This window comes from Pseudomonas sp. PS02303 (assembly GCF_029959925.1).
Lineage (GTDB): Bacteria > Pseudomonadota > Gammaproteobacteria > Pseudomonadales > Pseudomonadaceae > Aquipseudomonas > Aquipseudomonas mandelii.
Map to the genome: position 1 here is coordinate 1 of NZ_JASCOM010000060.1, position 18,995 is coordinate 18,995.

Annotated in this window: 12 protein-coding genes; 8 read left to right on the plus strand and 4 right to left on the minus strand. The window is 52.5% G+C overall.

What is annotated here, in order from left to right; all coding sequences use genetic code 11:
* Window positions 1–647 precede the first annotated feature (647 nt).
* The gene (locus tag QMX98_RS15665; RefSeq protein ID WP_282411021.1) at window positions 648–1,832 is read left to right on the plus strand and encodes a hypothetical protein; all 1,185 of its coding nucleotides are present in this window, start codon (window positions 648–650) and stop codon (window positions 1,830–1,832) included.
* 378 nt (window positions 1,833–2,210) lie between these two features.
* Here the strand turns inward: QMX98_RS15665 and QMX98_RS15670 are convergent, their stop codons facing one another.
* The 4 genes from QMX98_RS15670 to QMX98_RS15685 all read right to left on the minus strand — a co-directional run bounded on the left by QMX98_RS15670 (window position 2,211) and on the right by QMX98_RS15685 (window position 10,182).
* Entirely contained in the window at window positions 2,211–4,409 is a 2,199-nt protein-coding gene (locus QMX98_RS15670; protein WP_282411022.1) for a hypothetical protein, read from the minus strand.
* Window positions 4,409–5,554: a hypothetical protein gene (locus QMX98_RS15675; protein ID WP_282411023.1), complete on the minus strand. Its 1,146-nt coding sequence runs from the start codon at window positions 5,552–5,554 to the stop codon at window positions 4,409–4,411. Before QMX98_RS15675 ends, QMX98_RS15670 begins: the two co-directional genes overlap by 1 nt.
* Window positions 5,555–5,577: 23 nt before the next feature.
* Window positions 5,578–6,009, minus strand: a complete 432-nt coding sequence (locus tag QMX98_RS15680) for a pyrophosphatase (RefSeq protein ID WP_282411024.1) — start codon at window positions 6,007–6,009, stop codon at window positions 5,578–5,580.
* A gap of 297 nt (window positions 6,010–6,306) precedes the next feature.
* Window positions 6,307–10,182: a hypothetical protein gene (locus QMX98_RS15685; RefSeq protein ID WP_282411025.1), complete on the minus strand. Its 3,876-nt coding sequence runs from the start codon at window positions 10,180–10,182 to the stop codon at window positions 6,307–6,309.
* 389 nt (window positions 10,183–10,571) lie between these two features.
* On the opposite strand from QMX98_RS15685, the gene QMX98_RS15690 reads away from it, so the two are divergent.
* From QMX98_RS15690 to QMX98_RS15720, 7 genes are all read left to right on the plus strand, one after another.
* A complete protein-coding gene (locus QMX98_RS15690; protein WP_282411026.1) occupies window positions 10,572–12,005 on the plus strand; it encodes an IS1182 family transposase in 1,434 nt (477 codons plus the stop codon).
* 532 nt (window positions 12,006–12,537) lie between these two features.
* The gene (locus tag QMX98_RS15695; RefSeq protein ID WP_042932149.1) at window positions 12,538–12,810 is read left to right on the plus strand and encodes a hypothetical protein; all 273 of its coding nucleotides are present in this window, start codon (window positions 12,538–12,540) and stop codon (window positions 12,808–12,810) included.
* Window positions 12,811–12,921: 111 nt separating this feature from the next.
* Window positions 12,922–13,704 (plus strand): NERD domain-containing protein, encoded by a 783-nt coding sequence (locus QMX98_RS15700; protein WP_282411027.1) that lies wholly within the window; start codon window positions 12,922–12,924, stop codon window positions 13,702–13,704.
* 50 nt (window positions 13,705–13,754) lie between these two features.
* Complete coding sequence (locus QMX98_RS15705; protein WP_256580182.1) at window positions 13,755–13,889, plus strand: hypothetical protein; 135 nt, start codon at window positions 13,755–13,757, stop codon at window positions 13,887–13,889.
* Between the two features lie 249 nt (window positions 13,890–14,138).
* A complete protein-coding gene (locus QMX98_RS15710) occupies window positions 14,139–15,593 on the plus strand; it encodes a TrkH family potassium uptake protein (RefSeq protein ID WP_282411028.1) in 1,455 nt (484 codons plus the stop codon).
* 278 nt (window positions 15,594–15,871) lie between these two features.
* Window positions 15,872–18,454 carry an EAL domain-containing protein gene (locus tag QMX98_RS15715; protein ID WP_282411029.1) on the plus strand — a complete coding sequence of 861 codons (2,583 nt, stop codon included), beginning with the start codon at window positions 15,872–15,874 and terminating at the stop codon, window positions 18,452–18,454.
* Between the two features lie 100 nt (window positions 18,455–18,554).
* Entirely contained in the window at window positions 18,555–18,983 is a 429-nt protein-coding gene (locus QMX98_RS15720) for a hypothetical protein (protein ID WP_282411033.1), read from the plus strand.
* Window positions 18,984–18,995 lie beyond the last annotated feature (12 nt).

The window sequence follows — 18,995 nt, forward strand, 5'->3', positions numbered from 1 at the left end:
ACCACATTTTATGAAGCCGATTTGACCTACGAACTGTTGCTCGTAAAACCAATTCACGATGACTAAGCTTGAAAGTCCGCTTCGGGTTATGGATTCCTGCCTCTCGCGAAAGGCAGGATTCGGCCAATAGCTCCCTGTTGCGAGGGCCCACGATTGGCCGATTGCGGACGTTCATTATGTTGCCTAGTTTTCGACCGATTAGTGTGGAAACGATAATGTTTCCGCTATAAGAAAGCGCCAGCCTTGTGGGACATCATCGGGACTATCGAACCAGCAGTGAGGGCTGTGGGATTGCAGCGGAATCTCCTGAAAAAAGATCCGAACACGCGGCCGGCTTCCACACCGCGACCATCGTCCCAACCTCGCAGGAACAGTCCTCGCAATCCGACACGGGAAAGGTGGTCACGCCGTCCATAGAACCGAACTTCATACCGATGCGCGCAAAGAGACTCGCAAACGTGGTGCGCGAGAACCACAATCTAAGATTGGATCGGCGCTTTGCATGGCACGACGTCGAACTGGCCAACCCCAAAGATTAGGCTGTGCTACCTTGTTTGATAGCATTACGACATCGCCACTGTTTTCGTAGCCGGATTTGTATTGATAGTCATAGCTCATCCGGCTTTTTCCCATGGGAAGGGTAAAATATGTTTGACTCAATTGTTTTCAAAAACTCATACAGTCATGATCAAAAAATAGATGTAGGGGCGCTTGCAGAAAGCCTTATTTTTTACGGTAAAGTTAAAATCGTAGGCAATCAAGGAACACTAAAATATCTATTAAGAAAAATACCGCCCGCCATTTTCCTGGACTTAATTGAACGAGATATTATAGAGTTTCATTTTTTATCCGACAATCTCGCCGTACACATTAGAAATGTTTCAGAAACCCGAAACCACTACAGTTTGGCGACGTTGCAGGACTCAAAAACAACCTATAACGAACATGCATTCACGACTTTTAAAGATGCGGCAAGTAGTAGCCCACAAGCCAAAACAATGGCTTACAAGTTTGAAAAAAAGCTACACCAACTTGATCATGGAAGCTTTAACCAGAACGCGCTATTGAAAAAATGGGAAAACTCTGAGGCCGTAGAGAGTTCCATCTCAACAATTTTGGATTATCTGGCCCCTCAATATATTCAAAAAGATAAATTAAGATTTCGCATTGAGTATCCTAGTACGGGTGGCTTTTTTATAGACACAAATATTGACCCCCTCCTTCTCTCCCGTACATACAGACTACCGCTACCAATGAAACAGGGAGTGCCAATATCCGTATTGCTATCGCAATTACAGTATTCCTATGAGTCATCTTTCTTTTCAGCATCATTAGACTCAGAGCTGTTCGTAGATCCATACGAACAAGAAATGCAAAAAAAGACACTTCAAGGATTATGGGCAAGAGATAACGAGTCACAAAAAGAAGTCAACGATTTTGTAGATCTAACACTAGACAACTGCAACACTATAAGGGAAGCGGTCAATTCAGGGAGGGTGAGTTTCTATGAAGTAGTTAAAGTAATAAACTCTTCGAAAGCTTTCAAGCGTTGGATACAGGGTGTGCCACCTGAAAAAACTCTTATGCAGGAATTTTACAAAGAGACAATAAAGGATTCCGCACTCTCAAAACTTCCTGCCAAGACATCTAAATGGATTTTATTCACAGGAACATCGCTTGCTCTAGGTAGCGTTTTGTCTGGAGGGATTGCTACTACAGCAGCTTTGACAATGGGTGTTATCGATACATTCTTAGCAGACAAAATAATCGGTGGGTGGAAACCACACCAATTTGTTGAAGGAAGCCTGAAGAGTACGTTTGGAAAAAAATAGGTTAGGAAAAACCGCTGCAGAGGCTACCTCCATGTACATGGGTAGCCTTATTGAGACGGGAAATACCGACAGACTCACACGTAGCCTGCCTTTCTTCGAACGACGTAAATTGAATCGCCCCGAGATTTATAGATAGATCTAAACGTCAGGTTTTGTCTGGTAACGACTGGGACTGACCGGCTGCTTCGGCCGTTCCCTGCCTCTCGCGACAGGCAGTAAACGGCCAGGAGCAGACGCGGCCTGCTCCTTCTTGACTAGACGCAGTAAACCCACTGTTCGGACCACTGCGCTCATTTTTGTTCGGTAGCTGGAAATATTTTTAGTTCCCCATGTTTTCGGCATCTTATGGCTGGCAAGCCGAACACTCAGCGCGTCATCCTAGCAACTTGCTTGCTTAGCCAACACGAGCATCCCGAGCAATTCGGACTGCTTGCCAGCTTGCTGCTCCAACGCATCGTCCAGCAACGTCTCCATATCCCGTTTGGCAAGCCGAAGTGAGCCCACGGCAATGGCAGCGGCAAACTCCAAGGCTGCATCGCCGAAGTCCTTGTCACAGCGTACAAAAACCTTCACCAATAGCTCTTTCATCACCTTGCTGAGTTCTGGGCTAGATGAGTAGTCCAACTCCGCAGGCTGGCACGCCCTCAACATGCACGCTTGCAATATTGCTTCGTTGAACCTTAGGAAGCACTCTGGTGCCAGTACGACTGACTCGTAGCCGTTGGGGCGGAGACGCCTTTCGTGCTCTTTATATTCACGAGCGCTTTGGAGTACGGCAGAGATAGTGAGGTACACCATGCTGGGCTCAACTTCGGCATACCGCTTAGCAATATCAGTACTGTCTCCGAAAAAGAGAAAGCCTTCCGATAGGCAGAGCTTGTTGCCTCGCGGCGACAGCAAAAAACCATTAAACGCGTTTGATACTGCCTTACCAGCTAATTCAATTGAGGGGAGTATGTTGGATGTGTCCTTAAGGGACCCAAGTTCTAGGTCATGGGTGTTTTTATCTGAATGCGCTTGATATGCCGTAATCAGGCGATACCAGGAGTTGTCGTCGGAGTCTTCTCCGAGAGGTAGCTGGATCCAGTTGGCGAAACCATACTCTCTGGGCGTGGAGTTTCGTACCAAAAACATCCGCAATTGATTCCATGACTCGTTCGTCTGGGGGATTCCGATTGGGGAGAGGAAGTGCCTAGGGATGTCAGCTTTGATGTACGAGCGCAGATCGCGACTGATTTCCCGAAGAACGCCTCCATCCCTCGCGACAGTGGAAACGATCACTACGCCAGTGGCGTCCTTGCAGTTGTCCTTCTCCAGCTCATGGTACGGAGTCACCGTGATCGACAAACCTGCAGCCAGACGGACGCTCAGGCGATCTACGACGATCCCCGCCAGAGCCTTTGAGGCCTCATCATCGGCATGGATAACGTGACTGACGGTCAGCGGGAATGACCAGTCAATTTCTGCGCCGAGCCATTTCTGAAATTCTTCGCTCTCCAGCACCTTGGTGACATCAAGCTGCAGTAGCTTACTCTTCGTTGCGATTTGGGTGTTGAAGGGGTGTATCGAGAAACCAAAGTACTCATGGAGCTTAGCTAGGGCTTTGGGAGCATGCGGCTGTCCGATAACGACTGGTCGAGGAGGCTTGGCTTTGGACGAGAAGTTCTCGCCAATGATCTCAATAAGGGTTCCGTCGCTGACTTTTAAATCAGGGAATGCTACCCCCATACGGTCAAGCGCGACCATTACGTCGCCGGCTCGTCTCTTGGACGTCACGTCGACGATGGTGGCAATTCGCTGGGGGTCCCACATGCTGTTTGCCATCTTTGCCGCCATACTGCCGGACGTGGAGGCGGAAACAATGCAGAAGTAGGGCTCCGATGGCGGGTTGATTTTCTCCAACTCATCATACGAGTGGAAGCTAACTATTTCTGCCCCGGAGCGGCACAGATCCAGAGCGCACTTGACATAGGCATAGATGCCCATCGAATCGATGAAGACCTTGCTGCTACCTTGCATGGCCTTGCCGTGGCATAGAGCGATCAGGTACGCAACAACGTACAGCTCTGCCTCGCCCGAGGCGATCTCTCTTGCTTGGATGAAGACCTTGTTCCGTCTCTGAGAAGGATGCCTGAACACATGCCCGGAGGGAGCTTGGTGGATGGCATTGTTTTTCTCGATGAGATTGTGTACGCCACGGCTTAGCAGATGCTTCAGATCCACCTTGTAAAGGCTGGGATGTTTACCAAGGGCATGGTGTTGGAAATTTGCGCCATCCCATTCGACGAACGTGTACTGCTTCACGAAGTCGAAGCCAGCCTTCATGCCACGCTTGGTCATGGTTTGCAGGTGAATATTGGCTGGATCCCAGGCTGCCTTAAAGATGTTGTATTGCTCGGTAGTGCCCACGATGTATACGCAATCTGGAAGATTGGCATCACTCTTGAGGGCTGTCTCCACATCCGCAGACACATTCCCTTCGGTCAGTTGGCAGCGTTTGTAACAAAGCACCAAGGTTTCAATGCTGCCGTGCGAGGGACAGTGCTCTAAATTTCGCCAAGAGAAGAACCGTTCCATCAGTGAGCCCTCAGCGGTACAAGGATGGAAATAACTGCACCTTGAACGGGCGAAAGGTTGGTTTGAGCCCAGTGACGGAAGTCAAAGATGTCACGAGTGTCGGCAGGCTCAAATGCGTTGAACACCGAAAGTCTCCCCGTGCGGATTCTCATCATTCCGCCTATTTGTCGCAGCTGTTGCAACACGGATGGTAATCCTTCGCCTGCCGCGGTTTGGGGCTTCGAGGTCGATTTGTGTCGCAGGCATGTGAGGAGTGCCTGCAGCTCATCTTCGAGTGACATCTCCTGCACTGGCTTTCCAGTGTAGCGGCTTACTAAACCAGGCCCAGAATCAAAATAGCTGACCTCGAATACCCTTAGACTTGTGAGCCCTGTATCTGTCTTGGCGGACTCACCATCCCAGTAACTCTTAAGGAGGGGGTGACCAGAGAAGTCTTCAGAATGGAGCCAGTCATATAGCCGTGTCCATCCCATCATCATTCCCTCGACATGCGAGAGATACGGTCTACCAGTATGGTCTTTGACCGCATGGTCTTGAGTATTCTGGATGAGTTCAGCAGAGAACAATGCGAGCGCGTTGGTCAAAGGCTCATCCACCTTATCCTTGGTTTGTTTCATGGCACAGTCAATCAGCTTGCGCATCACCGGGACCATGTCATCTCGCTCTTTGGCCTTACCTCGTGAAGCGAACAGTGGCTTCAAAAATTGAACTCTGGAGCCGCTGACGCACAGGAGATCAATGCACCGTCCCTTAATTACCTGGTCAAAGTCTTGGGCGTCCATAGCTTTCATCCTTTCGGCGGCGAAGACTAGGACATCTCGGCGATCGACTTCTTTTTTCCCAACGCGTATTCCCTTTGACAGTCGGACACCCGCAATGCCGGGTGAGTAATCACAAACCGCCTGAAGAGCATTCAGGTCTGGAGTGTTCGGATGAATGTCCAGATAATCATCTTCGAGCTTCTGGCGGGCGAGCGTAACGATCATCTGCAGTCGAGATGCATCGAGCATCGGGCTATGACGAGCTTCGAGCGGATCTATAGGAAAGCGGAAGATCGTATCGCTCTCGGATGACTCGATTTGGGAGATAATGTTTTCAATATCAACCAAACTCCGGCACTTCCCAACACTTTTGACAGTTGACAAGTAATCACCTCAGAATTTTGTGATTATTTTGGGGCCGAAAGGCTTGCCAAGAGTCGTTTGATTTGGGGCTCAGGCTTCCAATATTTTGGCCCCTTGAGAAACTTCCCGTTTTCATCGTAGATCGGCTTGCCATCTGCTCCAAGCTTACTCTCATTGCTATCCATGATCAGATCCAAGACGGCCTCTAGAGGGATGCCGTACTTCATGGCCTCAGAACGGCAGTAGACGATGACATCACCGAGGAGATCTGCAATCGCGACTTGAACATCTATGGACTCGTCACCTCGACGAATCTGCTCCGCAATATCATCAATTTCGGCAACTTCATCGAGCAAGGTTCGCTTGAACTTCAGAAGACGATCCTCGGCATCCGGGAAAAGGTGCGGGGTTTCGTGGATTGGAAGTTTATACATCTCATTCATTACCTGGATGCGGTCACGAAAACTTTTACTCATATCCAGCTCCGTAGGTGAGGATTTAGCAGCAGACACTACGCTTCTTTTCTAGGGCTTATCAATTCAGAAGCTACACAAAGTGTGCGCCGTCCTCATTATTCCACTCCATTCATCACCCCGACAGAGAATCGCCACGGCTCTCGAAGCGACGGGATGACCGCTTTTGGCCCACAACCACCTCCGGTAAGCGGCAGATATTGGCCGGTTGCTCCTGGTCACCAAGGGCTGCAATCGGCCAGAAGCAGCCCCTCGAAGAAGTCTAAAAAATCAGCGCTGATCCAGTGAGCCAGCGGCAGCTCAGATCATGCCTTTAGGCTTGGCGGTAGCACTGATGAAAGCGTCTTCTTCCGTTACGGTCTGAACGAAGCCTTTCGTTTTAAGAGCGTTGACCAGCCTCATGTTGAGATCGGTGTTTGGTACCTCGATTTTTTTGACATTCGGTGAAAGCTTTGTGAAACCGACATCACTCAACATGCCAAGAACGGTGGCTGCCTCTGCCCAGTTATACGATGGCAAGCATTGGATCAGCACTTCAGAACGCTGAGCTGAAGTCAGGCCCTCCCCAGCTGCGAACTTCTTGAGCGCGGGGATGAACGCCGGCGGAAAGCTTGTCGAGTGTCGATTAGCGACGCGGCAGGTTTCAGCGACCTCTTTGACGGCCTCGTTGTTGGTGTCGAAGGCTTCAATCGGCAACGCCGTCCACATCTGAATCTTTTCATTCAGCTCAAGCGCACCGCTTTTACTGAGTGGTAACGCGATGTCGATCGGCAGCTGAAATAAATCAATCTGATCGCGCGCCTGTACCCAATGTGCCGCGAGATACGTAGCTTCCAGTTCTGCACTGAATGTCATGATGCTCTCGCGGATTTCAGGGCTATACGCAAGAAACGGCGCGCTTGCGAGCATCTCCCAACGCTCCCTGGATTGCAGTCCCTTAAGAATTGCGGGATCGCTCAAGACTATATTCGCGAAGAGCACTTCAAGTATTTCGTTAGATAGCCCTGATGAGGCGATTAGGTACCTCTGCAGCTCTTGATGCATGGAGGTATTGAAGTCCCAGAGATCATCTCCTAGCTCCTTAGCATGGCGCTGGATAAAGCTTGTTAAAGCCTCCATGTCCGAGGTTTGCCCTGAACCCGGTACGCGTGTGTCCTGGAAGAATGTCCACACCGCAACAGCCTTCAAATTCACCCGATCAGACAGCAACATTTTCTCCCACAACGATGGGGTCGTGTCTTCAAGCCGCTCGAAGGTGCATGTCGTTCGATCAAATAATTGATCCACGGCATCTGAATCGTCCGACTCTTCAAGGATGGCCCATAGCAGCTCTGTAAAGGAGGTCGCGGACTCGTCCAGAGTGCCAACTTGGGCTAAAAGCGTGTTTGCAAACTCCTCCGCAGACTCAAGCAGGAGTTCATTCAGGCCATCAATCTCAAGGGCCTGCAGTCGACGATAGGAAATGATGCTTTCACTGTGATCAGCTTTACTTGAGTGAACCGATTCGGCTTTTTGGCAAATCAGCGTGAGCATATTCAGGTTTATCTCAACGCAATCCCACTTGATCAGCTTCTTGAGGTCGTCCAGGACGATGGCGCCATTTAACGCTGAGAAGCGCACCGGTAACTCTTTCATCCAAGACCAGCCTTTAGCTCCAGCTTCAAGTTCAGGCATAAAGCGCGAGACGTCTTCAAAACTCGCAATGGCATCATAGATTTTCATGTCCGGCGCAGAATCAAGCTTGCGAAGCTGGGCCGCCTCCAACCCATCCATGATTGCAGTGATCAGTGCTTGCCTCAATGCCGCCGATTCGAATCGCTCAGCGTTCAACAATGCTTGGAATAACCGAGGCTCCAAGGCATAAACGGCGTGAATGAACTTAGGCGACGCCGCACCTGAAATCAAAATCTCGGTCGCCTGCGCCATCCTGTCTAGGTGTCCATTAAGCCCGCTCCTAAGAATAGTCGTGAGCTTACTGCGCTCATGACTCATGCCAGGATCGTTGTACGGACAGCTAGAAAGGTACTCGATCAGCGCGACGATAATGCCCCTGCCATCGCTCAGATCATCAGTATCCAGCTTTTCCACGGCCTTTTTCGGGGCAGTGATCACGGTCGTGACGTCCACGGAGACGCCACGTCTCAGTTCCAGGATCAGGTTTTTGTCCTCGGATGTGAGAGATCCTTCGTAGAAGTAGCCGAAGTAGTCTGTGTAATCGGTGTCGAAGTATCCGTGGCGCATCAGGTAAATGACAACGTCCAAGCCGTTCAGTTTCTGAGTGATGACATCGCCGTAGGTTTTTTTGGCAGCGGCCCGGAAGGTTTGGTGATTAATTCGGCCTGCCTCGATTCGGTGTTCGGCCATTTCATCATCAATATCAACAAGCGTTCTCTGGAGCAGGTCATACCTTTTCTGGTATGACGTCGACGCTAGAAGTTCCTTAGCGCCCACAGCCTCTGACGTCTGCAACACCCGCCTTTGCACGTCGGTATGGATCATCTGCAATCGAGTCGAATGATTGACAATCCCGTCAAAAACTTGATCAGTCACAAAATCGAGCATCGAAAACATGTTGCCCTGTACCACTTGGGCATAGTTCGCACTTGGTAAATTTGAAGCCTTCTTAAGCTCAAACCAAACGTACGCCCGCAGCTCTGCCACACTCTCAGCGATTTCCTGTACCCGCTTTTCCCGCTTCTCCCGCAACGCCTGGTAGGCATCTTCAGCCTGCTTGGACTGCTGGAATCGCCACTCACTGAAACCTTGGATGGTCTCGTAAATGGCCCCACGTCGTTTTACCAGGTGGGCGTATTCATCAGGATGCAGATTGCGAATCGCGATGATCGAAAACAGCTTGTTAGGATCAAGCTTCAGGCCGGAGCCACCGCTGAGAATGCTGGAGAACATGTCGAATTCATTGACGATATTCTTGATCAACCGCATGTCATCGATGAGGTAACAAACGGTTTCGACCAACGTCTCATTAAGCCCAACGTCCAACGCTGCCCCATTGAACTGTCGCTCACGAAGCATCTTGAACATTTGCTCGCGAGAGTTCTCGGAGTTGACCACGGGAATAATTGGGATGATCAGGTCGAAAAATTTCGTTTTTTCACCGACGGCGAACAGCTCATCCCGAAGCGCATAGATGAAGTAAACCGGTCTTTTGATCTGCGGGGACTGCTTGATGATGAAATTGATTTCCCGCAGCCGTGTGAAGACATCATGAATACCAAATCTGTCGAGATCCTCGATCACCACGATGTCGATTTTGCTGCGCTCAAAGCAGTAGACGATTTCATCAACATTCTTGTGCAACACGGAGCCGTGGTGGGTCGTTTCCAGTTTTCCGCCCTTGATCGTGAAGCCGTCAATGCTGAACAGGGACAGCAGCTTCAGCGCCGAGAACATCATGTAGATGCCACCACCCCCCAGCATCACGACGGCCATCCATCCCGGGATCAATAGAAGCCATTCGACCAACCAAGATGGGTCAATTTTCGGCAGTTTCTCGACTGTCGGGACGTAAAGCCTCAGTACGCTTACGATCATCAGCACGTAGAAAATTGTACGCACCCAGATGCTGGACGAAGACGCCTGGATGATTCGCTTCAATCGACTCTTCGGCAGCTCATCTGACGGTACCGCGTACAGCAGTTGCTGAACGATGGTTTCCTCGATGCGCGTCAAAATATCCGACTCGTTTTTTTTCTCTGCACCTTTGGGATCGGTGGTGTTTGAGTTGGAATCAGGGGGAGCGACTGGAGTATCGGTTGAGGTCGACTTCCCTGCCCCACCGTTGTTTAGATCTTTGCCGAAGGCGGCCAGCGACACAAATGCATAGGTGAGTTCAGGGTGACGATCGACAAACGTACGGATAACGCTGCTCTTGCCAGCGCCATACTCACCAGTAATCGCGATATTGCGAATCTGATCGTTGCTCAGTGCGCTCAGCAGTTCACTCTCGTAACGCTGTGATCGATCCATCTCCAAAAGTACAGGCGTTAGCGGCTCGAAGACATTTGTACCGCTGGGCACAGCCAGGTATTCACGTGCGGCGGCCGCGGCTTTTTCGGCAGCTTTTCTGTAGCGCTTGTACTGTCCCATCGCATGATTCACGAGCGAGCTGACGTAGTCGCACTTCGAAGCAAGCACCTGAGCTATACGATGGAACATCCCTGTCTCCTATGCCGCTGGAAGGCTGTCCGGGGGAACCGCCCATAATGGTCTTTACTTGATACCCAGAGTCACTTCGGTACGTGTTTGTAGAAGCGTTATCGATGATAGCGCATCGCCATCGCCGAATGGGACGAACTCACTACTGCTTCCCCTAAAGTACATCTTCTGGAGACCTCGCATGCCTAGATTTCTAGCTGGATCTCACCTCATTGTCGGTCGCGGTCTATATACCCGCCACGGTATATATGTCGGGCACAATCAGGTGATCCAGTACTTCGGCATTGGGACGTGAGCGGAGTGAGTGAGCGTCCGCTTCTGGCCCAGGCTGTGTGAAAACTCCCGCAATTGTCTAATCTTCTGATCGTCGAGATCGTAGCGGGGCGATCATGAAGCGATTTATTGAAGGTGAGGCTCGGATGCAAGTCACCTTGCTGCCGGAGTGTCTGGACGATTACGTAGCCGAAGAAAATTCAGTGCGCGTGGTCGACGTTTTCGTCGATGAACTCGACCTGGGCGCACTTGGGTTTGAGGGCGTCGATCCTGCTGCAACGGGTCGTCCGGCCTATCATCCAGCGGTCTTGCTAAAGATCTATATCTACGGCTATCTCAATCGGATTCAGTCCAGCCGCCGGCTTGAGCGTGAGGCCGAGCGCAACGTCGAGTTGATGTGGCTAACGGGGCGTTTGGCCCCGGACTTCAAAACCATTGCCGACTTTCGCAAGGACAACGGCAAAGCCATTCGCAGCGTATGCCGCCAGTTCGTAGTTCTTTGCCGCAACCTCAATCTCTTCTCCCAGTCGATCATCGCCATCGACGGCAGCAAATTCAAAGCCGTCAATAATCGCGACCGCAACTTCACTCAGGGCAAAGTGAAGGCACGCATGCAGCAGATCGAGCAGAGTATTGATCGATATCTGGCGGCGATGGATTCGGCGGATCGGGCAACACCCGAAGTCGCCGAGGCCAAAGCAGAGCGGCTTAAAGAAAAGATAGAAACACTGAAAAAGCAGATGCAGAAACTCAAGGAAATCGAGGCGCAGCTCCACGAAAGTCCAGACCAGCAGATCTCCCTCACAGACCCAGATGCACGCTCAATGGCCACGAGCGGTCGAGGCACCGGAACGGTTGGCTACAACGTACAAACAGCTGTCGACGACAAACACCACCTGATCATTGCCCACGAGGTGACCAACGTTGGTAATGATCGTGGGCAACTGAGCAATATGGCGAACCAAGCGCGTGAAGAAATCGAGGCTGAATCGCTAACGGTGGTGACCGACCGAGGCTATTACAAAGGTCTGGAAATCCTTGCTTGCGAGCAAGCCGGCATCACTACCTTCGTACCGAAACCCCTCACATCTGGCAGCAAAGCCGAAGGCCGATTTGGTAAGCAGGACTTCATCTACCTTGCTGCATCGGACGAGTATCGATGCCCTGCGGGACAGTTACTGACCCGCCGGCATTCTTCGGTGGAAGACGGCATGCTTTTGCACTGTTATTGGTTCTCGGGCTGCCAGTCCTGCGCAATGCAGAAGCAGTGTACGACCGGTAAGGAGCGCCGGGTAAAGCGCTGGGAACATGAAGCCGTAGTCGATGCGATGCAGGTACGGCTGGAAAATGATCCAACGATGATGAGGCGTCGTCGACAGACCGTTGAACATCCTTTAACGCTCAAATACTGGATGGGAAGTACCCACTTCCTGACCAAAACCCTGCCGAGGGTGAGCACTGAGATGAGCCTTCATGTGCTCGCCTACAACCTCAAACGGATGATGAGTATCTTCGGCATCTCAGGACTGCTTGAGGCGATCAGGGCGTGAACCCAGCCGCTTGGCTCGCCCGTTAGTAGCCGATTGGGCCGCTGACGCGGCCCAAACGGCATTACGAACTTCTATGTCACTGACTAAACTAATTCGCGCTTCCGCCCGCTGATTCCATAGGCAACCCTCGCGACTCTCAGTTTTCGAGGTGTTTAGCGCGTTTTCACACAGCCTGGGCCGATAGCAGTCGCTCACAGAAGGTATGTAACGGTCCTAGGGCCGCCATTAATCTCCTACATAAACTTCGGAATTCCTAACCTTGCCCGTCGTTCCGATGAGGCTTATAGTCCGCCCCGTCGCCCAAAATGGCGATTCAGGTTTGGCGACCTGATCGATCGGATGCAAAAGCGCTGTGCTTTCATGCAGTCGCTTTCGCATGCCCGCAAAGCTGTCTTTATGGCAGCTGTGCGCGGGAGACCTTCGGGTCTGCCGGTATTCCGATCCCGGTTCGCCAACCTGCGTACAGCTGTCACCCATTCGTTTGGCGACGATTGAGGGGCAGTCAACCTTTGCTTTGATCGGAGTTTTACCTTTGGAAAGATACATGCCTCTCACCGGAATCGACCTGATCCCGGCCTCCCTGCTCATCGATACCCAAGCTCCACTCGACGTCCTTCAAGCCATGGCCGACTACCGCATCCGCACCGTCACGCAGGTGCTGGAAAACATCGCCTTCCGCGCCGAGCTCGGTTGTGACACGGTGGTGCTGACAGACTTCTCGAAATTGCTGGCCATCCCATTGCGCGATGGCTGTGACTTGATGGATGTGATCGGCCGACGCTTGCGGGCGCAGGCGGCGGAGTAAATGAAAGCGGGCGCCTATCGGGCGCCCGTTTTGTTTGCGGTCCGGAATGCTTTACTGGGACGTAGCATCGGACAACTCAACACCCCTCCCCTCACTGCAAAGGACTGCCAAGTGAACATCTCCGTTATCCTGCACCCCTTACTCAACATCCTGGTCTGGCTGCTACCGCTGATGCTGGTATGGACGCTGCTGCGCACGCGCCTGTTCAAAGGCTGGTTCGGTGAACGTCTGGTGCGTTTGCGCGCACACTTTAGATTGGATCGTCAGGTTTACCGTCGCCTGCATGACGTGACGCTGATCACCCCGGACGGCACCACGCAGATCGACCATGTGTTTGTGTCGCCCTTCGGCATTTTTGTGCTGGAGACCAAGCACATGAAAGGCTGGATCTTCGGTGGTGAGAATCAGGCTCAGTGGACACAGCTGATTTACAAGAAGCGCTTCGCCTTCCAGAACCCGAACCGCCAGAACTACAAACACTTGAAGGCCCTGCAAGCGGCGTTGGGCATCGGCCCGGACTTTGTGCATTCGGTCATCGTGTTTGTCGGCCCAAGCACTTTCAAGACCAGGATGCCGGCTAATGTCACCCGAGGCGGTGGCTGGGTCCATTACATCAAGTCTTTCCAGCAAACGGTGTTCAGCGAGGCGCAGGTGACGGCCATGTTGCAGACCTTGCAAGCAGGTCGCCTGGCGCCGACGCTCGCTACCCGGCGTGAGCATGTGCAACGCCTGAAGCAGCGCGACGATCCATCGGCCTCGCGCCAATGCCCGCGCTGCGGCAGTGCGCTGGTGGTGCGGACATACAACGGTGGCCCGAGGAGCGGTCAACAGTTTTGGGGCTGCAGCACTTTCCCCAAGTGCCGAACGGTGCAGCCCATTTCGCCAGGCAGCTAAGCTGAATGAGTAGGCCCTTTCGCGAATTGCCGCAGTTCAGGAGGCGCAAAATGAGCAAGCAACCTCAACCCCGTAGCCGCTCCAACCCCCAGCCCAAGTCCCGCCCGGTCGTACCTGACCTGCCCAGCAAAACCGGCAACAAGTCCGGGGGCTTGCGCGGTAACTACCCGCCCAAGAAGCCTTGAAGATGAAAGGTGACAGATCTATTTAAAGCGTTTTGGGCAAATGGCTTTATGAAGCAAAGCAACATGACGCGCTGATACATTCGCCCTTTTTCAGGAAGGAAAGCATTATGCGAAGGATTATCGCAACAGGGCGCTCTTGCTAGCCTCACTTATCCCGACGGGTCGCTGGCAGAAATTTTACGCAAAATTTACGGGTTTGACGGGGTGCGCATCCGATACTGCGCGGTGCAAATTTGGAACGTTATTGTTATGTCCCTCGCAGCCATTCGGCTTATCGGATTCATCCTAGGGCTTTTTCTGATCACGCTGGCCGTGAGCATGGCTATTCCCATGATCACACTGGTGGTCTATGAGCGTAGCGACGATCTGTCAGCATTTCTCTGGTCGAGTTTGATTACCTTTATCTGTGGCCTCCTGTTAGTCGTGCGGGGACGCCCGGATACTGGCCAGCTTCGTCCCAGGGATATGTACCTGCTGACGACCGGAAGCTGGGTAGTCGTGTGCACCTTCGCAGCGTTGCCAATGGTGTTCATCAGCGATATCAGCTACACCGATGCATTCTTTGAAACGATGTCTGGTATCACAACCACTGGCTCGACTGTCCTCACCGGTTTGGATAGCTCATCTCCCGGCTTGTTGATGTGGCGCTCCATGCTGCATTGGTTGGGAGGCATCGGCTTCATCGGCATGGCGGTGGCGATCCTCCCGCTGTTACGAGTAGGTGGCATGCGTCTGTTCCAGACAGAGTCCTCAGACTGGTCGGAGAAAGTGACACCTCGCTCCCACATGGCAGCCAAGTACATTCTTTTGCTCTACCTTGGGCTGACTGGCATCGGAACCCTGGCGCTCTGGCTCGCTGGAATGACGCCATTCGAAGCGGTCAACCACGCAATGTCATTGATCTCCACCGGGGGATTTTCGACTTCGGACTCCTCACTTGGGCATTGGACGCAACCAGCGATTCACTGGGTAGCGGTGGCCATCATGATTCTGGGCAGCCTGCCCTTCACCTTGTACGTCGCGACATTGCGGGGCAATCGGCGCGCGCTGCTCAAGGATCACCAGGTCCGCGGATTTATTGGGTTCCTTTTCGTCACATCACTGTGCGTGGGCACCTGGCTGTACTTTCACAGCGATTACGGATGGTGGGACGCGTTTCGTATCGTGGCAGTGAACGTGACCTCGGTTGTCACGACCACCGGAGTTGCGGTTGGCGACTACACCTTGTGGGGCAGCTTCGCTGTCTTGCTCTTTTTCTACCTGACCTTCGTCGGTGGATGTTCAGGCTCAACGGCAGGTGGCCTTAAAATCTTCCGTTTCCAGGTTGCAGCCGCTCTCCTGGTCAGTAGCTTGAAGCAGTTGATCCATCCTCGAGCCGTGATACAGAAGAAGTACAACGGTCATCCGATCGACGAGGAAATCGTGCGCTCGCTTTTGACCTTCTCGTTCTTCTTCACGATCACTATTGCGGCCATCGCCTTGGGCCTGGCGCTCATTGGGCTTGATTGGACTACAGCGTTGAGCGGTGCCGCTACTGCGGTGTGTAACGTCGGGCCAGGGCTGGGCACGATCATTGGGCCCGCCGGTAATTTCTCAACATTACCTGATGCGGCCAAATGGCTACTGACCATTGGAATGCTTCTGGGAAGACTGGAAATCCTGACGGTGCTGGTACTTGTCACTCCAGTTTTCTGGAAATATTGACCCACCTTGTCGAGGGCTGAGTCTAAAAAGTACATGGGGGGCGGCGAGTACTGCCATAGAAAGATCAGTAGTCGTTTGAGTTGCTGGTTCGGCCGATGACTGCCCCTCGCCGTTGGCAACAGGCCTATTGCATCGGTAGCGCAACGCGTCTTCGTGAAATCCCGTCTCCGGCAGACTGGGCAGACCTGCTTGGCGCGACGGACGGGCGCTCACTATTTAGCGTCGACTGCCGACAACCTGATATGTAAATAACTAGCTTCAACGAGTACCGGTCATTTATGCCTAACGCTCTCCCCACCATCTCTTGTTCTTCAACCAATCGCTCAAGCGTGGCCCTGACTCGAACTTCGCTATTCAAGTTTGTGGGTCTTTTGGCGGGGGTTTTCTTATTTGCCTGCTTTTCACTTGTTTATGTTGCGCAAAATCTAGATCGGACGGAGGAGCGTGACAGTGCGTTTTACACGAAGAAAGCCGTGGAATCGTTGGAAAAATCGCTGCGCTCGACCGTCAAGGATTACGCCTTTTGGGGCGATGCTTACAAGCACTTGCATACTCAGGTAGACGTGGACTGGGCGTACGTACGGCAAAATCTCGGGACGACACTTTATACAGAGTTTGGGTTTCGGGGAGTGTTTGTAGTCAACGATGTCAATCGTACCGTTTATTCCTTGGTCAAGGGTCAGAGGGTGTCAGTTGAAGTCGAACAATGGCTCGAACAGTCTGTTGATGCGATTCTCGATCAAGCACGTGAGGGAGCGGAAACCGAAACGCCGACGACTACGTTCATCAATGTGGGAGGGATACCTGCCCTCGTCGCTGCTGCTGCGATTACGCCCGGAACCGATCCAACGGTCATAGCGGATGATAGATCGGCGTCGGTGTTGATATTCGTTGACATGTTGGACAGCGCCAAGCTCGCAACAATAGGCCGGGATTTCGGGGTAGATGGCCTGCACACGGCCGCTCCCGACGAAATTCCCTTGGTGTCTGCCTATCCCCTGGGCGAGGCCGGTACAGCAGGCGTCCTGCAATGGAGTCCGCACAAACCAGGGCTGCAATTATTGGCGCTGGGGTTGCCCTTGGTGGGACTCGCTGCGCTGCTGGTGTGCCTGATGACTTGGGTGATCTTGCGTCGTACGACGGCCGCTGCGCAGGCGCTTGACGCCAGCTATGCATCGCTGCAAAGCAGTCAGACCGACCTTGCCACCAGTGAGGCGCGCTTTCGTGATGTTGTTGAGGCCAGTTCGGATTGGGTATGGGAGATGGACGCCGGTTGGCGCTTCACCTATCTATCCGAGCGATTTGAAGATATCACGGGCTTTTCCAGGACTGCATGGATTGGTGCGGCGATGGATGATCTGCTGCGCACTGAATTAGGCACTTTATCTAAGTGGCTCAGTATTCCGAACCGTCGTCCGGATATCAGTGTTCAGTGCCGCTACGTGGATACAAATGGCCAAGAGCGAATCACCCGCCTTTCGGCGCGAGTCATGGCAGGAGGAGGATTCCGGGGGACAGCAACCGACGTCACGGAGGAAGTTGAAGCCCGTCGACGAATCGAATTCCTCTCACAACATGATGCCCTGACCGGCCTTCCCAACAGGACGCGACTACAGGAGTTTCTTGATGGCAAACTCAAAGCGTTGCCGACACTAGAACAACCCTTGGTCATGCTCAGTCTGGACCTTGATCGATTCAAACCAGTGAATGATCTGTTAGGACATGCCGCAGGTGACCTGGTGCTTAACCAGGTGTCGAGCCGCTTGGCAGACTGTGTTCGCCACGGTGATCTTGTCGCTCGGATTGGGGGGGACGAGTTTGTACTGATACTCACCGATGTCAGTTCCCAGGAGGAAGTCGAGGCGCTTTGTCGCCGTTTGATCGAGTCCATCGAGCAGCCGATTCAAATCAATGAGCAAGAGGTATTTGTCAGTGCCAGTATTGGTATCGCGATGGCGCCAAATGACGCTAGCGAGGCGACTGAGCTGCTACGTTATGCGGATATTGCGTTGTATGAAGCCAAGGCTGGAGGTCGTAATACCTGGCGTTTCTATGCGGGGGATATGAACGCCAGGATTATTGAGCGACGTCGTCTGGAAAGTGATCTGCGCTTTGCAATAAAGAATGGAGAACTTCGACTCCACTTCCAACCGCGCTACCGTATCTCAGACGGGCAGATGGTCGGTGCTGAAGCGTTGATACGGTGGCAACATCCTGAGCGCGGGTTAATACCTCCCGATACGTTCATCCCCATCGCTGAAGAATCCGGCCTGATTCTTTCCTTGAGTGACTGGGTCATCGACACCGCCTGCCGTTGCGCCGCACGGTGGCCGGAACATTTGTTTGTATCCGTCAACCTTTCACCTAGCGAATTCAAGCGAGGCAATTTGGTGGAGCGTGTGCAGAAAGCACTTCACGACTCAGGAATCGCGCCTACCCGGGTAGAGTTGGAGATTACTGAAAACGTCATGCTCGAAGATGCCCCCGGCGCACTAGAGCTGATGCGTACATTGAAGCGCCTGGGCGTGCGCATATGCATGGACGACTTTGGCACGGGGTATTCTTCACTGAGTTATTTGCGCACGTTCCCCTTCGATGGCCTGAAGATAGACCGGAGCTTTCTAAACAAACTGGTCGAAAGTGATGATGAGTCCATCATCCAGGCGATTGTGGGCTTGGGCCGCGCGTTATCACTCACCGTTACGGCGGAAGGGATTGAAACTGCCGAACAGTTGGATTTGCTCAAAGCAGTGTCGTGCGATGAAGGCCAAGGTTTCTTTCTAAGTCGGCCACTTGATACTGACGCCTTTAACCTGCTGGTGAAGGCCCGAAAAAACACAGACGCCAAGAGCAAGGTTTAGTAAAAGGTAACAAATCCATTTAAAGCGTTTTTGGCGAATGGCGTCATCAAGCAATACAGAATGGCGCCTGATGCATTCGCCCTTTTCGGGAGGAAAAACGATGCGAAGGAGTATCGCAACGGGGGCGCTCTTGCTGGCTTTGGGCGGGTGCGCAACCTCACCCCTGCCGGTTTCTGAAGCCAGGCCAGTGCCGGCCGACAAGATGTACGCGTTCAAAAGCCAGGGCACGAAAGAGCCTGGACGCCTGACTATTGTCCGTGATGACGGGTTTGTCGGTGCGGGATGTGACGCCATGTTCTACATCGATGGTCAGCGCGCAGCCAAGATAGGCCCCGGTCAAAAGGCATCTTTCGTTTTGCCTGCCGGTGAAGTGAATCTCGGTGCCGGGCTCGCCGAGTCTGGATTATGTTCGGGTGCCGCGATCAAAACGGTCGCGGCCAGGATCAAGCCAGGCAAAGAAGTGATTTATCGAATCAATTGGGATACGCAAGCTTTCTACTTGGGCCCTTACGTTGAATATGGACGTTGAGCCCAGACGGTT

What these genes read in the sequence shown, in the direction of transcription:
- QMX98_RS15705 (WP_256580182.1), top strand. Translation starts at nt 13,755, where the DNA reads ATGAGCAAGCAACCTCAACCCCGTAGCCGCTCCAACCCCCAGCCCAAG.
- QMX98_RS15720 (WP_282411033.1), top strand. Translation starts at nt 18,555, where the DNA reads ATGCGAAGGAGTATCGCAACGGGGGCGCTCTTGCTGGCTTTGGGCGGG.
- QMX98_RS15665 (WP_282411021.1), top strand. Translation starts at nt 648, where the DNA reads ATGTTTGACTCAATTGTTTTCAAAAACTCATACAGTCATGATCAAAAA.
- QMX98_RS15680 (WP_282411024.1), bottom strand. Translation starts at nt 6,009, where the DNA reads ATGAGTAAAAGTTTTCGTGACCGCATCCAGGTAATGAATGAGATGTAT.
- QMX98_RS15710 (WP_282411028.1), top strand. Translation starts at nt 14,139, where the DNA reads ATGTCCCTCGCAGCCATTCGGCTTATCGGATTCATCCTAGGGCTTTTT.
- QMX98_RS15690 (WP_282411026.1), top strand. Translation starts at nt 10,572, where the DNA reads ATGAAGCGATTTATTGAAGGTGAGGCTCGGATGCAAGTCACCTTGCTG.
- QMX98_RS15670 (WP_282411022.1), bottom strand. Translation starts at nt 4,409, where the DNA reads ATGGAACGGTTCTTCTCTTGGCGAAATTTAGAGCACTGTCCCTCGCAC.
- QMX98_RS15685 (WP_282411025.1), bottom strand. Translation starts at nt 10,182, where the DNA reads ATGTTCCATCGTATAGCTCAGGTGCTTGCTTCGAAGTGCGACTACGTC.
- QMX98_RS15715 (WP_282411029.1), top strand. Translation starts at nt 15,872, where the DNA reads ATGCCTAACGCTCTCCCCACCATCTCTTGTTCTTCAACCAATCGCTCA.